The sequence below is a fragment of the Roseobacter fucihabitans genome, from assembly GCF_014337925.2.
In the GTDB taxonomy this organism is placed as follows: domain Bacteria; phylum Pseudomonadota; class Alphaproteobacteria; order Rhodobacterales; family Rhodobacteraceae; genus Roseobacter; species Roseobacter fucihabitans.
The window spans coordinates 2,862,084-2,879,978 of sequence record NZ_CP143423.1 but is presented as its reverse complement, the minus strand read 5'-3'; the positions used below and the strand labels follow the sequence as shown (position 1 = coordinate 2,879,978).

Here is a 17,895-nt window from a genome sequence, read left to right as displayed (position 1 = left end):
AGGGGCGCTTTTTGGTGTTACGGCCGTGCTCGGGGGTTGAAATGGTGGCTGTGTTCGCGCAATTCTGGCTCCAGAGGGTGCAAAACCCCACCTTCACAGCAGAGGCAGCAAGATGTCGCGCACGATACCGACAATCAACACGGCCCGCCTGACCCTGCGGGGGATGCGTCCGGAGGATTTTGGCAGATTCGCCGAAATCTGGGCGATGCCGGAGGTGGTGCGCCATATCAACGGGGAGCCCTGGGCGCGCAGCAAATCCTGGGCGGCGTTTCTGCGCCATGCAGGTCATTGGCAGATCACCGGTTTCGGGCAATGGGCCATTCACCGCCACCGTGCTCCTGACATGTGTGGTCAGGTCGGATTTTTCTATGCCAAGCGAGATCTTGGCGATGATTTCGACCAATTTCCAGAAGCGGGCTGGGTCTTGGCCCCGGATGCGCATGGGCAGGGGTTCGGGCTTGAGGCGGTGCGGGCTGCGCATGATTGGTTTGATCGTGTGGTGACGGGCCAGTTGGTTTGTATGGTGGCTCCTGAGCACGGGGCGTCCATTAAGATCGCGGAGGCGGTCGGATATTGCCCCCTGCGTGAAACCGAATACGAAGGCAGTGTAGTCTCGTTGATGGTGCGAAAAGGGCCGCCGCAATAGACGCGTGATAGCGCGAACCCCACCAGATGCCCTTGCACAAAAACCGCGCAAGGCTGTATGGGGGGGACGAAACGAAGAGGGGCATCAAGATGCGCAGAGTAGTGGTCACAGGTCTGGGTCTGGTTACACCGCTGGCAGATGGGGTCGAGGCAAGCTGGTCGCGGCTTCTGGCTGGTCATTCGGGTGCGGGCCCGATCACCGGGTTTGATCCCAGTAAACTGGTCACGCAATATGCTTGCGAAGTGCCGTTGGGCGATGGCTCTGATGGGACGTTCAATGCGGACGCCTACATGGCGCCCAAGGATCAGCGCAAGGTGGATACGTTTATCCTTTTTGGTCTGGCCGCCGCACAACAGGCGGTCGAGGATTCCGGCTGGATGCCGACGGACCGCGAAAGCCTTGAGCGCACGGGTGTGTTGATCGGGTCGGGCATCGGCGGGCTGAATTCCATCGCCAATACCGCCGTTATGATGCATGAAAAGGGGCCGCGTCGCGTGTCGCCCTTCTTTGTGCCGGGGGCGTTGATTAATCTGATCTCGGGGCAGCTGTCGATCAAATACGGCTTCAAGGGGCCCAACCATTCCGTGGTGACGGCCTGTTCGACCGGTGCGCATGCGATTGGCGATGCCAGCCGTTTGATTTCATTTGGCGATGCGGATGTGATGGTGGCGGGCGGTGCGGAAGCGGCGATTTGCGAGATTGGTATTGCCGGGTTCAATGCCTGCAAGGCGCTGAGCACCAAGCGGGGCGATGATCCGACCAAAGCCAGCCGCCCCTATGATGTGGACCGGGATGGTTTCGTGATGGGTGAGGGCGCGGGTGTCGTGATCCTCGAAGAATATGAGCATGCCAAAGCACGCGGCGCAAAGATTTACGCTGAAGTTCTGGGCTATGGTCTGTCGGGCGATGCCTACCACATCACCGCGCCCTCCGAGGATGGTGAGGGCGGTGAGCGCGCCATGCGCAATGCGCTGCGCAATGCCGGGTTGGCCGCGACGGATGTCGATTACATCAACGCGCATGGGACATCGACCATGGCGGATACCATTGAGTTGGGCGCGGTGGAGCGGGTCATGGGGGATCATGCGGGCAATGTCACGATGTCCTCAACCAAATCCTCAACGGGCCATCTGTTGGGCGCTGCCGGTGCGATTGAGGCGATTTTCTCGATCCTGGCGATCCGGGATCAGGTGGTACCGCCGACGATCAACCTCGATAATCCGGCGGTTGAAACACCGATTGATCTGGCTCGAAACGCGAAACGCGAGCGCAAGGTGGATGTGGCGCTGTCCAACTCCTTTGGCTTTGGTGGGACAAACGCCAGTGTGATCTTTGGAAAGGTCAGATGATGTGGCGACATATCGCCTCCAATGCCGTGACCATGCTGATCGTGCTCTTGTTCCTGATGGGCGGGCTGATCCTGTGGGGCAAAGGGCAGTATGACGGTTCCGGACCGTTGGAGCAGGCGATTTGCCTGCAGGTGCCAAGCGGGACGAACATGCGGCGCGTCAGTGCGGAGCTTGAAAATCAGGGGGCGGTCACATCGCCGGTGATTTTTCGCATGGGGGCGGATTACGCGGATAAGACCAGCCAGTTGAAGGCCGGGAGCTATCTGGTTGATCCCGGAGCCTCCATGGCTGAGATTGTGGATGTCGTGACGCGGGGCGGTGCGAGCACCTGTGGCACAGAGGTGGTATATCGCATTGGTGTGAACCGGCTTGGCGTGCAGGTGCGCGAATTGGACCCGCAAACCAACCGGTTCGAGGAGCGCGCGAGTTTCACGCCCGCCGAGGAAGCAACGCCGGATATTTATGTACAAAAGAAGGCGCAGGGTGACACGCGGTTTCGGGTGGCTTTGGCGGAGGGCGTTACCAGCTGGCAGGTTGTGGAGAGCCTGAAGGGGATGGATGTGCTGGAAGGCACCGTGGCGGAATTGCCGCCGGAGGGGTCGTTGGCCCCGGACAGTTATGAGGTGCGCCCGGGCGATGATCGTGCGGAGATTATCGCGCGCATGCAGAGTGCTCAGGAGTTACGCGTGGCTGAGGCTTGGCAGAACAGGGATGAAGATCTGCCGGTGCAGACGCCCGAAGAGTTATTGATATTGGCTTCGATCATCGAAAAGGAAACCGGCGTCGCTGAGGAACGCGGTCAGGTGGCCAGTGTGTTCGTGAACCGTCTGAACCGCGGGATGCGATTGCAGACGGATCCAACGGTCATTTACGGGGTGACCAAGGGGCAGGGCGTTTTGGGGCGTGGATTGCGGCGCAGTGAATTGCGTGCGGCCACGCCGTGGAATACCTATGTGATTGAGGGATTGCCGCCTACACCGATTGCGAACCCCGGAACGCAGAGCCTTGAGGCGGCGGCGCGTCCATTGGAAACCGATTACGTGTTTTTCGTGGCCGACGGGACGGGTGGGCATGCTTTTGCCAAGACGCTGGATGAGCATAATCGCAACGTTGCAAAGTGGCGCCGGATTGAGGCGGAACGTGCGTCCGGGAATTGAGTGTTGCAGAGGTGGCCTGAAAGCCCACCTTACAGGCGCGCGATGGCAATTGGATCGTCGGTCAGAGGGTTTGGCTGCTCGAGAATTAGGAACTTGTTAACCATACCGTACGCTTAGCCTTTTCGCTTGGTTTGAAAAACCTTGACTTTGCGAACGGTTACACGTATATCTTGTGGCATGCTAGAAGAAGTGGGCAAACGACCCCGGGAGTGATCCCGATGGGTCGTTTTTTCGTTTCTCTCGTGCGGAGACTACGCGCATGAGAGGTAAAACCTGAATGACTTTAATAACCCCAGAGCTCGTAGAGTCGCAAACCGAAGATCTGTTAAATTCAGTCATCGGTTCCATCCAAGATTTGCGCAAAGAAATCGAAGGCCTCAAAGAACGGGCCGGCGCAAGTGATGGTGCAGTGACGGCGCAGGGGTCCAAGACCGTGACACAGGCCGTGTCGCTCTTGGAGACTTGCCAGAAAGTGGAGAATCGCCTTGTCGAATGTCGCAGCAAACACGCAGGAATCGTCCAAGGGGGCTATGCCCTCGACCTCGAAAGAGCGCGGGCTTCGATTGGGTGCAAGCTGGATAGGCTCCGCTGCACGCGACCTACAGGACCAATTCTTGAATGACCTCAGCGAGGGGGAGCTTCTGGCTCTCCCTTATTTGTTTGAATTTTGGGCAATGGAACATCAATTACCACCGACGGGAGACTGGCGGTCCTGGATCATCATGGGTGGGCGCGGGGCGGGGAAGACCCGCGCAGGCGCTGAATGGGTCCGCGCACAGGTCGAAGGATCAAAACCTACAGATGAGGGGCGCGCCCGTCGCGTCGCTTTGGTGGGTGAAACCTTCGATCAAGTGCGCGAAGTGATGGTGTTCGGCGATAGCGGCATTCTTGCCTGCTCGCCCCCTGACCGACGTCCGGTGTGGGAAGCCGGACGTAAACGGCTCGTTTGGCCAAACGGTGCGATTGCATCGGTGCACTCTGCCTTTGATCCCGAAGGCCTCAGAGGGCCGCAGTTCGACGCGGCATGGGTGGATGAATTGGCCAAGTGGAAGAAGGCCGAGGACACATGGGACATGTTACAATTCGCCCTGCGGCTTGGGGAGAAGCCGCAGGTCTGTGTGACGACCACCCCGCGCAATGTGGATGTGTTGAAGAAACTATTGAAATCACCCTCGACGGTTTTGACGCAAGCGCCGACGGAAGCGAATGCCGCGAATTTGGCGGCGTCGTTTCTGGAGGAGGTGCGCGAGCGTTACAAGGGTACGCGCCTTGGGCGTCAGGAGCTGGACGGTATTTTGCTGGAAGATGCGGAGGGAGCCTTATGGACCTCGGCCAGTCTGGAAAAATGCCGGGTGCTTAAGGCTCCCGATCTGGACCGTATCGTTGTCGCGCTTGACCCCGCAACCACCTCCGGGTCGGGCTCTGATGAGTGCGGCATTGTCGTTGCGGGCGTAAAAATGGGCGGCGCACCACAAGATTGGCGCGCCGTCGTTCTGGCCGATTGCACCATCGCGGGTGCATCGCCTGCGGGATGGGCGCAGGCCGCGATTTCCGCTATGAAGCAGTATGGTGCGGACCGGCTGGTTGCAGAGGTAAACCAGGGCGGTCAGATGGTCGCTGAGGTTTTGCGCCAGGTTGACCCGTTGGTGCCCTATAAGAGCGTGCATGCCAGCCGCGGGAAGGTCGCGCGCGCCGAACCGATTGCTGCGCTTTATGAGCAAGGGCGCGTGCGTCATATGCCTGGGCTTGATGGTTTGGAAGACCAGATGTGTCGCATGACGTTGCAGGGCTATGAGGGCAAGGGATCGCCTGACCGGGTGGATGCGCTTGTCTGGGCCTTGCATGAACTGATGATCGAGCCTGCCGCCAATTGGCGCGCACCCCGCGTGCGATCATTGTAACGGGGCGGCCTCACAGGGCCGCGTTAACGCAATTTAAAGGCGGCAAGGCACCGTACGGTGCCTTCGGACCTTTGAAATCTTAATCAGACTATATTCGAGGCTGCAAGATCAGCCCTGCGCTGTGAAACCCTGGCGCGGGCAGATTTGGTGTGCCGGTGACCATATGAGGAGCAAACGACATGGTTTTTGACTTTCTAAAGCGCGGTGCACCGACGGAGGTGCTGGAGCAGAAAGCGAGCGCTACCGGGCCTGTCGTGGCCTATCAATCCTCCGGGCGCGTGGCCTGGAGCCCACGTGATGCGGTCTCTTTGACGCGCACGGGGTTTTCGAGCAACCCCGTCGGTTTTCGGTCCGTCAAGCTGATCGCAGAAGCCGCGGCGGCCTTGCCATTGGTTTTGCAGGACGCAGAGCAGCGCTTTGACGTGCATCCGGTTGTGGATCTGGTCGCGCGGCCCAACCCGATGCAAGGGCGCGCCGAATTGCTGGAAGCGCTCTATTCGCAGCTGTTGTTGACCGGGAACGGCTATGTGGAAGCGGTTGCCGATGAGAGCGGCTTGCCTGTGGAGCTGCATGTTTTGCGCTCGGACCGCATGAGCGTTGTGCCGGGCAATGATGGCTGGCCGATTGCCTATGAATACGCCGTTGGCGGGCGCAAGCATCGGTTCGATGCGACGGGCGCGCAAATCCCCTTGTGCCACATCAAGAGCTTTCACCCGCAGGATGATCATTACGGTTTCACGCCCATGCAGGCGGCAGCAATGGCAGTGGATGTGCATAATTCTGCCAGCCGTTGGTCCAAGGCGTTGCTCGATAATGCGGCGCGTCCTTCTGGAGCCATCGTCTATCGCGGAGCCGAAGGTCAGGGCACGATGGCCAATGATCAATATGAGCGTCTGGTCGCGGAGATGGAAAGCCACCATCAGGGCGCGCGCAATGCCGGTCGCCCGATGTTGCTGGAGGGTGGACTGGATTGGAAGCCGATGGGGTTTTCACCCTCGGACATGGAATTCCAGAAAACCAAAGAGGCCGCAGCACGCGAAATTGCGCTCGCTTTTGGGGTGCCGCCGATGCTCTTGGGCATTCAGGGGGATGCGACATATGCCAATTACCAGGAGGCGCACCGCGCGTTTTATCGCCTGACGGTACTGCCCCTGGCCACGCGGGTCACGGCGGCACTGGCCAATTGGATCGCGGCCTATACGGGCGAGCAATTGGCGTTGAAACCGGATCTGGATCAGGTGCCAGCGCTTTCTGCGGAACGTGATGCACAATGGAGCCGGGTCGCGCAGGCGGATTTCCTCAGCCAGGCCGAAAAACGTGCACTTTTGGGGCTGCCAGCGGTGAGTGCGGATGAGTGATGCGGGTTTTGAGAGGTTTCAATGCGCGCCGGGCCTGAAATTGCAGGCTCATGAGCAGGTGTCCAAGATTCAACACGACAACCTGGTCCGAAGGTTGGACCGCATCGAGGAAATGATGGAACGGCTGGAGAAACGGTTGTGGCTGACGGTCTACGGGATCGTCGCGATGATCCTGGGCGAAGCGATACAATCCGTGTTGGTGGCCGTGCCATGAACGCGCAGAGAAAAAGAACAATCATGAGGAGTGAGGCCATGGATATCGACACCGGGCTGGAGCGCAAATTCGCCCGTTTCGGCGATGCGCTGGAAGTGGAAGACGGGTGCGTGATCAGCGGCTACGCCAGCCTTTTTGGCGCGGTTGATCAGGGCAACGACGTGGTCGAGGCAGGCGCATACGCAGCCTCTTTGGCCGCGCTATTGGCCAAGAGCACCAAGGTCAAGATGCTCTGGCAGCATGATCCGACCCAGCCCATTGGCATTTGGGACGAGGTGCGCGAAGACGCGCGCGGTCTCTGGGTCAAGGGACGGCTGCTTGACAGCGTCGCCAAAGGGCGTGAGGCGGCAGCCCTGATCGAGGCGGGTGCCATTGATGGGTTGTCCATCGGGTATCGCACCAAGAAAGCCACCAAGAATTCCAAGGGCCAACGGCTCTTGAGTGAACTGGAGCTTTGGGAGGTGTCGCTCGTGACCTTCCCGATGCTTCCCAGTGCGCGGGTTGCGGGTAAATCGGAGGACACCGCGTTTGACCGTTCCCTGCGTGACATGGCGGCCGTCTTTGCAGGCGCGCGCGCTGATCTGGCGCGCCGCTAAAGCGCCCCTTTCGTCCCGGCCGCGGGGATTTCCACGGCCATAACATACCATCATCGAGGATCTGCCAATGAGCAAGACCGAAGCAAAGGCGGCGGGCGGGGAAGGTTTGTCCCCTGCCGAGGACGTCAGACAGGCCGTGACCGGCTTTGTTACTGATTTCAAGAGTTTCCAAACCGACATTGAAACAAAACTTCAACAAACAGAAGAGCGACTGAGCATGCTGGACCGTAAAACACACACTCCCCAACGCAGCCCCCTTGGCGGTGCCATCGATGCCGGTGCGCCGCATCAGAAGGCTTTCAACGCCTACCTGCGTTCGGGTGATGACGATGGGCTGCGTGGCCTTGAAATGGACGTCAAATCACTGTCTTCCGCCGTGAATTCGGATGGTGGATACCTGGTTGATCCGCAAACGTCGGAGTCGGTGCGATCGGTGCTGAACGCAACGGCCTCCATCCGTTCGATTGCCGCCGTGGTGAATGTCGAAGCCACATCCTATGATGTGCTGGTGGATCACACAGATGTGGGTGCTGGTTGGGCGTCTGAGACTGCCTCCACAGTGGAAAGCGATACGCCGCAGTTGGATCGTATCACCATCCCGCTGCATGAATTGAGTGCATTGCCCAAAGCGTCCCAGCGTCTGCTGGATGACAGCGCATTCGATATCGAAACCTGGCTGGCAAACCGCATTGCAGATAAATTTGCGCGTGCTGAAGCCGCAGCCTTTGTAAAGGGTGATGGCGCGGATAAGCCCAAGGGGTTCCTGACCCACACATCGGTGGATAATGACATCTGGGCATGGGGCAATCTGGGCTATGTACCGACCGGTCAGAATGGCGATGTTTCCGCAGATTCGATCATCGATCTGGTTTATGCGCTGGGGGCGGAATACCGCGCCAACGCGACATTCGTGATGAATTCGAAAACTGCCGGTCTTGTGCGCAAGCTCAAAGACAATGATGGCCGCTTCTTGTGGTCCGATGGTCTGGCGGCTGCCGAGCCTGCGCGTCTGATGGGATATCCGGTGTTGGTTGCTGAGGACATGCCGGATGCAGCCACCGATTCCACGTCGATCGCGTTCGGTGATTTTGCCAATGGGTACACCATTGCGGAGCGTCCCGACCTGCGCGTTCTGCGTGATCCCTTCAGCGCCAAACCGCATGTTTTGTTCTATGCGACCAAGCGGGTGGGCGGTGACGTCAGCGATTTCGCAGCCATCAAACTGCTGAAATTCGGCACTTCCTAAACCGGGGTGCTGAAGCCGGAGCTGGGGATTTCCCTGCGCTCCGGTCCGGGTGCGTGCCGGATCATCCGTATTGTCTAGCTGCTCCCCTCCGACCGAGCAATGCAGATGGGTGCGCGCCCGGATCCTCAGGGGTGGGGAGCAAGTAATTGGAGACGTTCCATGATGTTGATCGAAGAGACGACGGTGCCGGATGCTGCACTCCCAGTCGATGAATTCAAAGCGCATCTGCGGCTGGGCACCAGCTTTGGTCAGGATAGTGCGCAAGATGAGGTCCTGAGCGGCTTTTTGCGCGCCGCAATGGCCGCTGTTGAAGCGCGCACAGGCAAGATATTATTGAGGCGGGCCTTTGGCTGGTCCGTGACGTTCTGGCGTGACCGGGACGCACAGGTTTTGCCTGTTGCCCCGATTTCCCAGTTGACGCGGTTGTCGAGCATCGCGCGCGATGGCAGCGAGACAGAAATCCCTGCGAGCCAATATTGGCTGGAGCGCGACAGTCAGCGTCCGCGATTGCGTTCAGCGGGGGCCTGCCTGCCGACGATCCCGCAGGGGGGATCTGCTGTGATGGAATTTGAAGCGGGATACGGTGCCGTATGGAATGATCTGCCGGCGGATCTGTGTCAGGCGGTCTTATTGCTGGCGGCGCATTATTATGAATACCGCAATGATACCTCCTTAAGCGGTGGATGCATGCCCTTTGGCGTGACGAGCTTGATTGAGCGCTACAAGGTGCTGCGGTTGGGTTCGGGGGCGCTGCGATGAAAACGCCACGCCTGAACCGTGAGCTCGTGCTTGAGACCCCGCAAACCGCCTCTGACGGATCAGGTGGCTATGTCAAAACCTGGCAGTCTTTGGGGACGCATTGGGCGCAGGTCACAGTACGCTCTGGGCGCGAAACGGTGCAATCCGGGACCGCTGTCTCTGCCATCAGCTACAAGATCATTGTGCGCGGCGCACCATTTGGCACGCCCAGCAGACCCAGGCCGGAGCAACGGTTTCGCGACGGGGCGCAGGTATTCGCCATTCAGGCTGTTGCCGATACAGATGCGGATGGTCGTTACGTCACCTGCTATGCCACAGAGGAGGCGGCGGTATGAGCTATGCGATTGCAGGCGCTCTTCAGGCGGCCATTTTTGACGCGCTGATCCAGGATTCCGCTCTTGGCACGCTGATCGGTTCCAACATCTATGATGCTGTGCCGACCGGCAATCTGCCCGAAGCTTATGTGAGCCTGGGCAGTGAGCAAGTGCGCGATGCCTCTGATCAAACCGGTGACGGTGCCGTGCATACGGTCGATATTTCGATCATCACGTCACAGCCGGGCTACGCGGGTGCCAAAGCCATTGCCGCGGCGGTATCGGATGCTCTGCAAGATGCAGATCTGTCGTTGGCGCGGGGCCGCCTGGTTTCCCTGCGTTTCCAGCGTGCTCAGGCGCGCCGGATTGATAAAGCCGCAGGTCGCGAGATCAGAATGCGATTTCGTGCCCGCGTCGAAGACCAATAAACCTTTGATTTAAAACAGGAGATAACCCATGGGTGCTCAGAACGGAAAAGACCTCTTGATCAAGGTCGATATGGCGGCCGATGGCCAGTTTACCACCTTGGCAGGCCTGCGCGCCACAAGGGTGAGCTTCAATGCCGAGACCATTGATGTCACCAGCCTGGAAAGCCAGGGCGGATGGCGCGAGCTGTTGTCCGGCGCCGGGGTGCGGTCGGTGTCCATCAGCGGGTCAGGTGTGTTCCGGGACGCGGCAACAGATGAGCGCGCGCGCCAGTTGTTCTTTGACGGCGAAGCCCCGGCGTTTCAGGTGGTGATCCCGGATTTCGGGATCGTTGAGGGGCCGTTTCAGGTGACATCCATCGAATACGGCGGCAGTCATAACGGCGAGGCAACCTATGAGCTGTCCCTGGCGAGCGCTGGTTCACTGACCTTTACGGCGATCTGATCATGGCCAATCCCTGGAGGGGCGATGTTGCCTTGCGCATAGATGGGGAAACCCGGGTGATGCGGTTGACGCTTGGTGCACTGGCCGAGTTGGAAGCGGAAATGAAGACAGGATCCTTGATGGAAATAGTCGAACGCTTTGAGAATGCGACATTTTCCAGCCAGGATGTTTTGGCCTTGCTGGGGGCGGGGCTGCGCGGCGGGCAATGCGATGTCACGCAGGACCAGTTGTTTCATGCGCAGATCGAAGGCGGACCGATCGCTGCGGCGCGGGCTGCTGCTGAGTTACTGGCACGCGCTTTCGCGGTGCCCCCGGCATGAAGACACTCGACTGGCCCGCGTTGATGAAGGTCGGGCTGCGTGGCTTGCGATTGTCGCCCGAGGCATTCTGGGCGCTGACGCCAGCCGAATTCCAAATGATGCTGGAGGATCCGGGAAAGACGGGTCCGCTGCTCAGCACGGGGCTGGACACGCTGATGGCGCTGTACCCGGACACAGAAAACAAGGACGATGGCGATGACAGATGATGGTTTTGATGACTTTGAACAACGCGCCGATGGCCTGAACGACACGCTGGCGCAAACCAGCGTGCTGGTGACGGGTTTTGACAGCGAATTGAAGCGTATGAAAACCTCGCTCGAAGCGACGGGTAGGGACATTGCGGTACTTGAGCGCGGGCTGAGCAAAGGATTGCGTCGGGCGTTTGATGGCGTCGTTTTCGACGGGCTGAACCTGTCTGAAGCCTTGACGACCCTTACGCAGAGTCTGGCCAATACAGCGTATAACGCCGCAATTAGCCCGGTCACGAACCATGTCGGTGGTCTGCTGGCACAGGGTGTTGACGGGCTCGTCGGCAGCATTCTGCCCTTTGCCGATGGCGCGCCCTTCAGTCAGGGTCGCGTGATGCCTTTTGCGACGGGTGGCATTGTGAGCGGCGCGACGCCTTTCGGAATGCGTGGCGGGATGGGCGTGATGGGGGAGGCCGGACCGGAGGCCATCATGCCGCTTGCGCGAGGACCTGACGGCAAGCTGGGCGTTCGCGGTGCTGGCAGTGGTAGCAGCACTGTCGTGGTGAATATTTCCACGCCTGATGTTCAGGGATTCCAGCGCAGCCAGGGCCAGATCGCCGCCCAGATGTCACGTGCCCTGGGGCGCGGCCAACGTAATCGTTAAGTAGAGGGGAGCACAGACATGCAATTCCATGAAGTCAGATTTCCAGCAACACTGAGTTTTGGCTCGGTCGGCGGCCCGGAGCGGCGCACAGATGTCGTGACCATCAGTAATGGTTATGAAGAGCGCAATTCGCCCTGGGCACATTCACGCAGGCGATATGACGCAGGCATGGGCATGCGTTCTCTGGATGACATCGAAACCTTGATCGCCTTCTTTGAAGCACGGTTCGGACAGTTATATGCCTTCAGATGGAAAGACTGGTCAGATTATCGCTCTGCCAAACCCTCGCTTGATATTTCAGCTTTCGATCAACCTTTGGGAGTTGGTGACGGGGAGCAGACGGAATTTTCACTGCTGAAAACCTATCGTTCCGGTGCCTATGACTATTCCCGCCCAATCGGTAAGCCGGTCAATGGCTCCGTCCGAGTTGGCCTCGCGGGCGTAGAGCTCGTGCAAGATGCGGATTATTCAATTGATTTTTCGAGCGGCTTAATCGCTTTTACCAATGCCCCGGCGATAGGCGCTGAGGTGACAGCCGGTTTCGAATTTGATGTGCCTGTGCGGTTTGATACCGATCGCATTCAGACCAGCATCGCGAGTTTCAAGGCGGGCGAAGTGCCGAATGTGCCGATTGTTGAGGTGCGGATCTGATGGAGGGGATGCATGCAGGCCTTCAGGTACATCTGGAAGGCGGATTGACGACTGTTGCCCATGCATGGTCGATCAAGCGAAAAGATGGTGTTGTGCTTGGTTTTACCGATCATGATCACGAAATCAAATTTGACGGGATAACCTTTAGGGCGGATACCGGCTTGAGCGCGCTGTCGCTTGCGCAGAGCACAGGGTTGTCGGTTGATAACACGGAAGCCCTGGGTGCTTTGAGTGACCTTTCAATTCGCGAAGATGAAATTGAACAAGGTCGCTTTGATGACGCAGAGGTAGAAGCCTGGTTGTTGAACTGGAAAGACGTCAGCCAGCGGTGGTTACAGTTTCGCGGGACCATCGGCGAATTGCGGCGCGCGGATAGCGGTTTTCAAGCAGAATTGCGCGGGCTCACAGAAGCTTTGAACAGGCCTTTGGGGCGCGTTTACCAAAGACCTTGCACGGCTGTATTGGGCGATCAAAGTTGCCAGGTCGACCTCTCCGCGCCCGGATACGCAATTGAATTGACCATCCAAGACGTCTCGCAAGCACGCATCTTCTGCTGGGATTACTTCGATGGCTTCGAACCGAGCTGGTTCGCCCGAGGACGCCTTGAAGTGCTGACCGGGCCGGCATCCGGATTGTGGGGCATGGTCAAGCAGGATCGTTTTGAGGGTTCCAAACGGGTCATCGAATTATGGGAGCCCATTCGTAGCGCCTTGGCGGTTGGTACACGTGTTCGCCTGACGGCCGGGTGTGATAAGCGCAGCGAAACCTGTCGACAAAAATTTTCTAATCTATTGAACTTCCAAGGCTTTCCGGACGTGCCCAGTGAAGATTGGATGCTTGCCGTTCCTAAATCCACCGGCGCAAACACAGGCGGGAGCCGCAGATGACACCCTTGCAGGAAAAAGTCGTAACCGAGGCAAGATCCTGGATTGGAACACCATACGTTCATCAATCTGCGGTGAAGGGGGCGGGAACGGATTGCCTGGGTCTTCTGAGGGGCATCTGGCGCTCGCTGCATGGCAGTGAACCCGAAGCCATTCCCGCCTATTCAATGGATTGGTCGGAACCGCAGGGAGAAGAGCGGCTTTGGGATGCGGCTTTGCGCCATCTAAACCAAAAAGACGTGGCGGATGAAGCTGAGGGCGATGTCTTGCTTTTTCGAATGCGCTCCAATGCCGTCGCCAAGCATTTGGGTATTGCCGGGCGGGTTGGTGATGCTGCGAGCTTTATACACGCTTACTCAAATCACGGCGTCATTGAGAGTTCTCTGAGCTTTCCATGGCGACGCCGCGTTGTCGCGCGGTTCAATTTTCCCAAGGGGGCATAAAAATGGCAACGATAGTTCTTTCTGCGGTCGGTGCCGCTGTTGGCGGCTCCATTGGAGGCACGGTTGCTGGTCTATCGACTGCCGTGATTGGTCGTGCAGTTGGTGCCACAATTGGTAAGGTCATCGACCAGAAATTGCTTGGACAGGGATCGGAAGTCGTTGAAACGGGCCGTGTTGACCGTTTCCGAATTTCCAGTGTCGGGGAGGGTGAGGCGCTTGCCCAGATTTACGGTCGGATGCGGTTGGGAGGTCAGGTCATCTGGGCATCAGACTTCCTGGAAACGGTGAATGTCTCGGGCGGCGGTGGCGGGGGGGGCAAAGGGTCACCGAGCCAACCAAAAACACAAACGCGCAGCTATTCTTATTCAGTGAATCTGGCTGTGGCCATTTGCGAAGGTGAAATAACCAGAATTGGCCGCATCTGGGCGAATGGTGAAGAAATTGCGCCAGACGATTTAAATCTGCGGATCTATAAGGGTGGGCGCGGGCAGTTGCCTGATCCGGTAATTGAAGCGGTAGAGGGCACCGGGAATGTCCCGGCCTATCGCGGCACGGCCTATGTGGTTTTTGAGAACCTGGGGTTGGAACGATTTGGCAACCGTATCCCGCAGTTTTCCTTTGAGGTTTCACGGCCCGAACAATTGGATGAAGAGGCCGCCGACCTCGCGTTGACCTATGCCATAAAAAGTGTGGCCATCATTCCGGGCACGGGTGAATATGCGCTGGCGACGACACCGGTTCACTATACGAGCGGACCGGGCAGCCGTTGGAGTGCCAATGTAAACACGCCCAATCAGAAAACAGATTTTTCGGTATCACTCGAGAGCCTTGTTGAAGACCTGCCCAACTGTGAGGCAGGCTCGCTCGTCGTTTCATGGTTTGGCGATGATCTGCGTTGTGGCTCATGTTCGGTGCGCCCGCGCGTCGAAAAGAAACAATTCGAGGGCGAGAATATGCCTTGGTCCGTCGCGGGGCTGACAAGGTCATCGGCGCAAGCCATGCCCACGATTGATGGGCGCCCTGTCTATGGCGGCACACCGACGGATCTGTCTGTAATCCAAGCCATTCAAGCTATGCATGCCGCCGGAAAGCAGGTCTTGTTCTATCCGTTCATCCTGATGGATCAGCTCGAAAGTAACACGCTGCCGGACCCCTATACGACGGACGGGACCCAGCCAAAGCTGCCCTGGCGGGGCAGGATCACGCTGTCGCGCGCGCCTGGCATCGCGGGATCACCCGACGGCACCGCTGCCGCGAATGCGCAAGTCAACGCATTCTTTGGTCATGCGACGGCAGCCCATTTTTCCACGTCTGGCCCGGTGGTCAACTATACCGGTCCCAATGAATGGTCGCTTTCGCGGTTTATCTTGCACTACGCGGCGCTTTGCAAAGCCGCCGGGGGTGTCGAGGCTTTCTGTATTAGCTCGGAAATGCGGGGGCTGACCCAAATCCGGGGTGCTGGCAACGTGTTTATTGCCGTGGAAAAACTGCGCGCTCTTGCTGGACAGGTACGTGCCATCTTGGGGCCCAATACGAAAATCAGCTATGCCGCCGATTGGAGTGAGTATTTCGGGCATCAGCCACAGGACGGCTCTAACGACCGATATTTCCATCTGGATCCGCTCTGGGCTGATCCCAATATCGATTTTATCGGCGTGGATAACTATATGCCCCTCTCCGATTGGCGCGACGGTGATGCGCATTCGGACATTGGGGCGGAATCGATCTACAACCTCGACTACCTGCGCGGCAATATTGCCGGCGGGGAGGGGTACGATTGGTATTATGCCTCAGAGGAGGCGGCAGCACTTCAGGATCGGACACCCATAGAAGATGGGGCTTATAATGAGCCATGGGTTTACCGGTATAAAGATATCAAGAATTGGTGGTCTCACGAACATCATGACCGGATCGGCGGGGTCAGGTCGCAGACCCCTACCGCCTGGGCACCAGGCTCAAAGCCGGTGTGGTTTACCGAGATGGGATGCGCATCGATAGACAAGGGTACAAATCAACCCAATAAGTTCATTGATATGAAATCATCAGAAAGCAGTTTGCCTAAATACTCCAATGGTGCGCGCGATGAGTTTATTCAGGCGCAATACATCCGGGCGATGGTGAGCTATTGGGGTGAAGAGGATAACAATCCTATCTCGCCGACCTACGGTGGCCCGATGGTGAATATGAACAGGGCTTTCGTATGGGCTTGGGATGCGCGTCCATATCCTTATTTTCCAAATAACTCAGGCCTCTGGACGGATGCTGAAAACTACGCGCGTGGTCATTGGATCAATGGGCGTACGTCTGCGCGCTCGCTTGCTTCGGTCGTTGCGGAAATCTGTACCAAAGCAGGGTTGAGCCAAATTGATACCAGCAAGCTCTATGGGACGGTGCGCGGATATATCGTTAACGACGTCAATGACGCGCGTGCTTCGTTGCAGCCGTTGATGCTGCGATATTCGTTTGATGCGATCGAGCGTGATGGATTTCTGGTGTTCCGGATGCGTCAAGGACAAACGCCGATTCCGCTAGATCGCAGTATATTGGCGATCAGTGATGAATTGGATGGCGTCGTAGAGCAATCCCGTGCGGCACAAGCTGAAATGGCCGGGCGCATCCGGCTGCGTTTTGTACAGGCTGATGCGGAATTTGACGTTCTCGCAGAAGAGTCCGTTCTTGCCGATGAGCGCACACATTCGGTTTCGACCTCAGAGATACCGCTGGCTTTGACCCGCGGCGAGGGGCGACAGGTTGCTGAGCGTTGGCTTGCCGAATCCCGGATCGCGCGCGAAGCCATCCGATTTGCGCTGCCACCATCTTGTTTGGCGATGGGGGCCGGGGATGTCATCGAATTGCAGGGGGATCAGACCGAAGGGCGCGCGCTTTATCGTATCGACCGGGTAGAGCAGGGGATGCTGCAGATTGTTGAAGCGGTCCGCATGGATCCGGAAGTCTATACCTCAGCGGAAATGATTGATGACATTCCGAGTGCTAAAGCGTTTGTTCCGCCGGTGCCTGTCTCCGCGCTGTTTCTCGATTTGCCCCTGATCACAGGTGATGAGATACCCCATGCACCTTATGTCGCTGCGACGGCAAATCCATGGCCGGGTGCGGTCGCCGTCTATCAATCTCCCAGTGAGAGTAATTTTCGCCTCTTGAGCCAGGTGGGTGCGCGATCAATTATCGGAACCACGCAATCAAGCCTGTTCGCCGCTGCGCCAGGAAAACTGGACAGAGGCGCGCCTTTGGAAGTCAAACTGATCAGCGGATCACTCAGTTCGGTTGACCTTGAGGTGATGTTGAGCGGTGCAAACTTAGCTGCGATCGGTGATGGCAACCCTGACAACTGGGAACTTTTTCAATTCGGCAAGGCAGAGCTTGTGGACACGAGCACCTATCATTTGAGTTCAAGACTGAGAGGGCAACTTGGCAGTGACGGGTTGATGCCTGATGTCTGGCCAGTCGGATCTTGGTTCGTATTGCTCAACGGACTTCCAGAGCAAATTGACCTGAGCCGGAATTTAAGGCGCGTTTCACAAACCTATCGTGTCGGTCCGGCACGGCGGCCTGTTGATGACCCGTCGTTCACACAACAATCTTTCGTCTTCAACGGTAATGGGGAACGCCCATATGCGCCCGTACACCTGACCGTTGATTTCAATGAGCTTGGAGACCTTACGGTATCTTGGATCAGGCGAACACGGGTCGATGGTGATAGCTGGAGTGTTCCAGAAGTTCCTTTGGGAGAAGAATCCGAAAGTTACCGTGTTCAGGTTTTCAAGGATGGCGCGGTCGTCAAGGAAGAAATGGTATCAGCCGCAGAATGGGGGTATCCGCTTTCCCAGCAAATAGCCGACGGAATAGCGTTGCCGTTCGAGATACGGGTTGCACAAATGTCTGCGGTATTTGGCGCGGGTTTCGAGCGTAGCTTAAGCGTCGTTAGATGAAACTGTCGCGGACAGTAGTTTGGCTATTGCGGTTTCCAAGTTGGGTTGCTGTGCCGCAATTTCGCGACAGTCGATAGATTTGATATGCTGGCGCACGCGATTTTTTGGGGGGGGCGATTCACCCAAAACTTACAAAAAAGGTAGGAAAAAAACCTGTGTCCCCGCGCAGCCTTGGTAGCACCGAACTCCTGTTTGACGGTCAAAAAACTGTGAATTTGATCAGCCACCTGATCCATTTGTCGTCCAACAGATAGGGTTGATGGTGAAGGCGTCAGTGTATCGATTTGCTCACGGGGCATTGCAACGCCATGTCCCGTGAGGCCCATGCGGTCGGAAAACCATTGTTTCCAAGATGTCTGTCAAATACGCGCATCAAATTGTATCGTGC

Annotated in this window: 19 protein-coding genes; all 19 read left to right on the top strand. The window is 57.7% G+C overall.

Annotated elements, in window-relative coordinates; translation table 11 throughout:
- The first annotated feature begins 112 nt into the window (after positions 1 to 112).
- Positions 113 to 646, top strand: a complete 534-nt coding sequence (locus ROLI_RS14075) for a GNAT family N-acetyltransferase (RefSeq protein WP_187429213.1) — start codon at positions 113 to 115, stop codon at positions 644 to 646.
- A gap of 89 nt (positions 647 to 735) precedes the next feature.
- Positions 736 to 1,995 (top strand): beta-ketoacyl-ACP synthase II, encoded by a 1,260-nt coding sequence (gene fabF, locus ROLI_RS14070; RefSeq protein WP_187429212.1) that lies wholly within the window; start codon positions 736 to 738, stop codon positions 1,993 to 1,995.
- Positions 1,995 to 3,152, top strand: a complete 1,158-nt coding sequence (mltG, locus tag ROLI_RS14065) for an endolytic transglycosylase MltG (RefSeq protein WP_187429277.1) — start codon at positions 1,995 to 1,997, stop codon at positions 3,150 to 3,152. Before fabF ends, mltG begins: the two co-directional genes overlap by 1 nt.
- A 674-nt stretch (positions 3,153 to 3,826) precedes the next feature.
- Positions 3,827 to 5,053 (top strand): DNA-packaging protein, encoded by a 1,227-nt coding sequence (locus tag ROLI_RS14060; protein WP_262386436.1) that lies wholly within the window; start codon positions 3,827 to 3,829, stop codon positions 5,051 to 5,053.
- Positions 5,054 to 5,232: 179 nt separating this feature from the next.
- Positions 5,233 to 6,411, top strand: coding sequence for a phage portal protein (locus tag ROLI_RS14055; RefSeq protein WP_187429211.1), 1,179 nt, complete (start codon positions 5,233 to 5,235; stop codon positions 6,409 to 6,411).
- Complete coding sequence (locus ROLI_RS14050) at positions 6,404 to 6,625, top strand: hypothetical protein (RefSeq protein WP_187429210.1); 222 nt, start codon at positions 6,404 to 6,406, stop codon at positions 6,623 to 6,625. The genes ROLI_RS14055 and ROLI_RS14050 overlap by 8 nt, the downstream gene beginning before the upstream one ends.
- A 38-nt stretch (positions 6,626 to 6,663) precedes the next feature.
- On the top strand, positions 6,664 to 7,221 hold the full coding sequence (locus ROLI_RS14045; protein WP_187429209.1) for an HK97 family phage prohead protease: 558 nt from the start codon (positions 6,664 to 6,666) through the stop codon (positions 7,219 to 7,221).
- Between the two features lie 67 nt (positions 7,222 to 7,288).
- The gene (locus ROLI_RS14040) at positions 7,289 to 8,467 is read left to right on the top strand and encodes a phage major capsid protein (protein WP_187429208.1); all 1,179 of its coding nucleotides are present in this window, start codon (positions 7,289 to 7,291) and stop codon (positions 8,465 to 8,467) included.
- Between the two features lie 159 nt (positions 8,468 to 8,626).
- Complete coding sequence (locus ROLI_RS14035; RefSeq protein ID WP_187429207.1) at positions 8,627 to 9,226, top strand: head-tail connector protein; 600 nt, start codon at positions 8,627 to 8,629, stop codon at positions 9,224 to 9,226.
- The gene (locus tag ROLI_RS14030) at positions 9,223 to 9,561 is read left to right on the top strand and encodes a phage head closure protein (RefSeq protein ID WP_187429206.1); all 339 of its coding nucleotides are present in this window, start codon (positions 9,223 to 9,225) and stop codon (positions 9,559 to 9,561) included. The genes ROLI_RS14035 and ROLI_RS14030 overlap by 4 nt, the downstream gene beginning before the upstream one ends.
- The gene (locus tag ROLI_RS14025; protein WP_187429205.1) at positions 9,558 to 9,968 is read left to right on the top strand and encodes a DUF3168 domain-containing protein; all 411 of its coding nucleotides are present in this window, start codon (positions 9,558 to 9,560) and stop codon (positions 9,966 to 9,968) included. The genes ROLI_RS14030 and ROLI_RS14025 overlap by 4 nt, the downstream gene beginning before the upstream one ends.
- Positions 9,969 to 9,996: 28 nt before the next feature.
- Entirely contained in the window at positions 9,997 to 10,410 is a 414-nt protein-coding gene (locus tag ROLI_RS14020) for a phage major tail protein, TP901-1 family (RefSeq protein WP_187429204.1), read from the top strand.
- Between the two features lie 2 nt (positions 10,411 to 10,412).
- Positions 10,413 to 10,730, top strand: coding sequence for a gene transfer agent family protein (locus ROLI_RS14015; RefSeq protein WP_187429203.1), 318 nt, complete (start codon positions 10,413 to 10,415; stop codon positions 10,728 to 10,730).
- Positions 10,727 to 10,936: a rcc01693 family protein gene (locus ROLI_RS14010; protein WP_187429202.1), complete on the top strand. Its 210-nt coding sequence runs from the start codon at positions 10,727 to 10,729 to the stop codon at positions 10,934 to 10,936. The genes ROLI_RS14015 and ROLI_RS14010 overlap by 4 nt, the downstream gene beginning before the upstream one ends.
- Positions 10,926 to 11,582 (top strand): phage tail tape measure protein, encoded by a 657-nt coding sequence (locus tag ROLI_RS14005; RefSeq protein ID WP_187429201.1) that lies wholly within the window; start codon positions 10,926 to 10,928, stop codon positions 11,580 to 11,582. Before ROLI_RS14010 ends, ROLI_RS14005 begins: the two co-directional genes overlap by 11 nt.
- Before the next feature lie 18 nt (positions 11,583 to 11,600).
- Positions 11,601 to 12,233 carry a DUF2460 domain-containing protein gene (locus ROLI_RS14000; protein WP_187429200.1) on the top strand — a complete coding sequence of 211 codons (633 nt, stop codon included), beginning with the start codon at positions 11,601 to 11,603 and terminating at the stop codon, positions 12,231 to 12,233.
- Entirely contained in the window at positions 12,233 to 13,120 is an 888-nt protein-coding gene (locus ROLI_RS13995) for a DUF2163 domain-containing protein (RefSeq protein WP_187429199.1), read from the top strand. Before ROLI_RS14000 ends, ROLI_RS13995 begins: the two co-directional genes overlap by 1 nt.
- Positions 13,117 to 13,560: a peptidase gene (locus tag ROLI_RS13990; RefSeq protein ID WP_187429198.1), complete on the top strand. Its 444-nt coding sequence runs from the start codon at positions 13,117 to 13,119 to the stop codon at positions 13,558 to 13,560. The genes ROLI_RS13995 and ROLI_RS13990 overlap by 4 nt, the downstream gene beginning before the upstream one ends.
- 2 nt (positions 13,561 to 13,562) lie before the next feature.
- Positions 13,563 to 17,507, top strand: coding sequence for a glycoside hydrolase TIM-barrel-like domain-containing protein (locus ROLI_RS13985; protein WP_338469164.1), 3,945 nt, complete (start codon positions 13,563 to 13,565; stop codon positions 17,505 to 17,507).
- Positions 17,508 to 17,895: the final 388 nt, after the last annotated feature.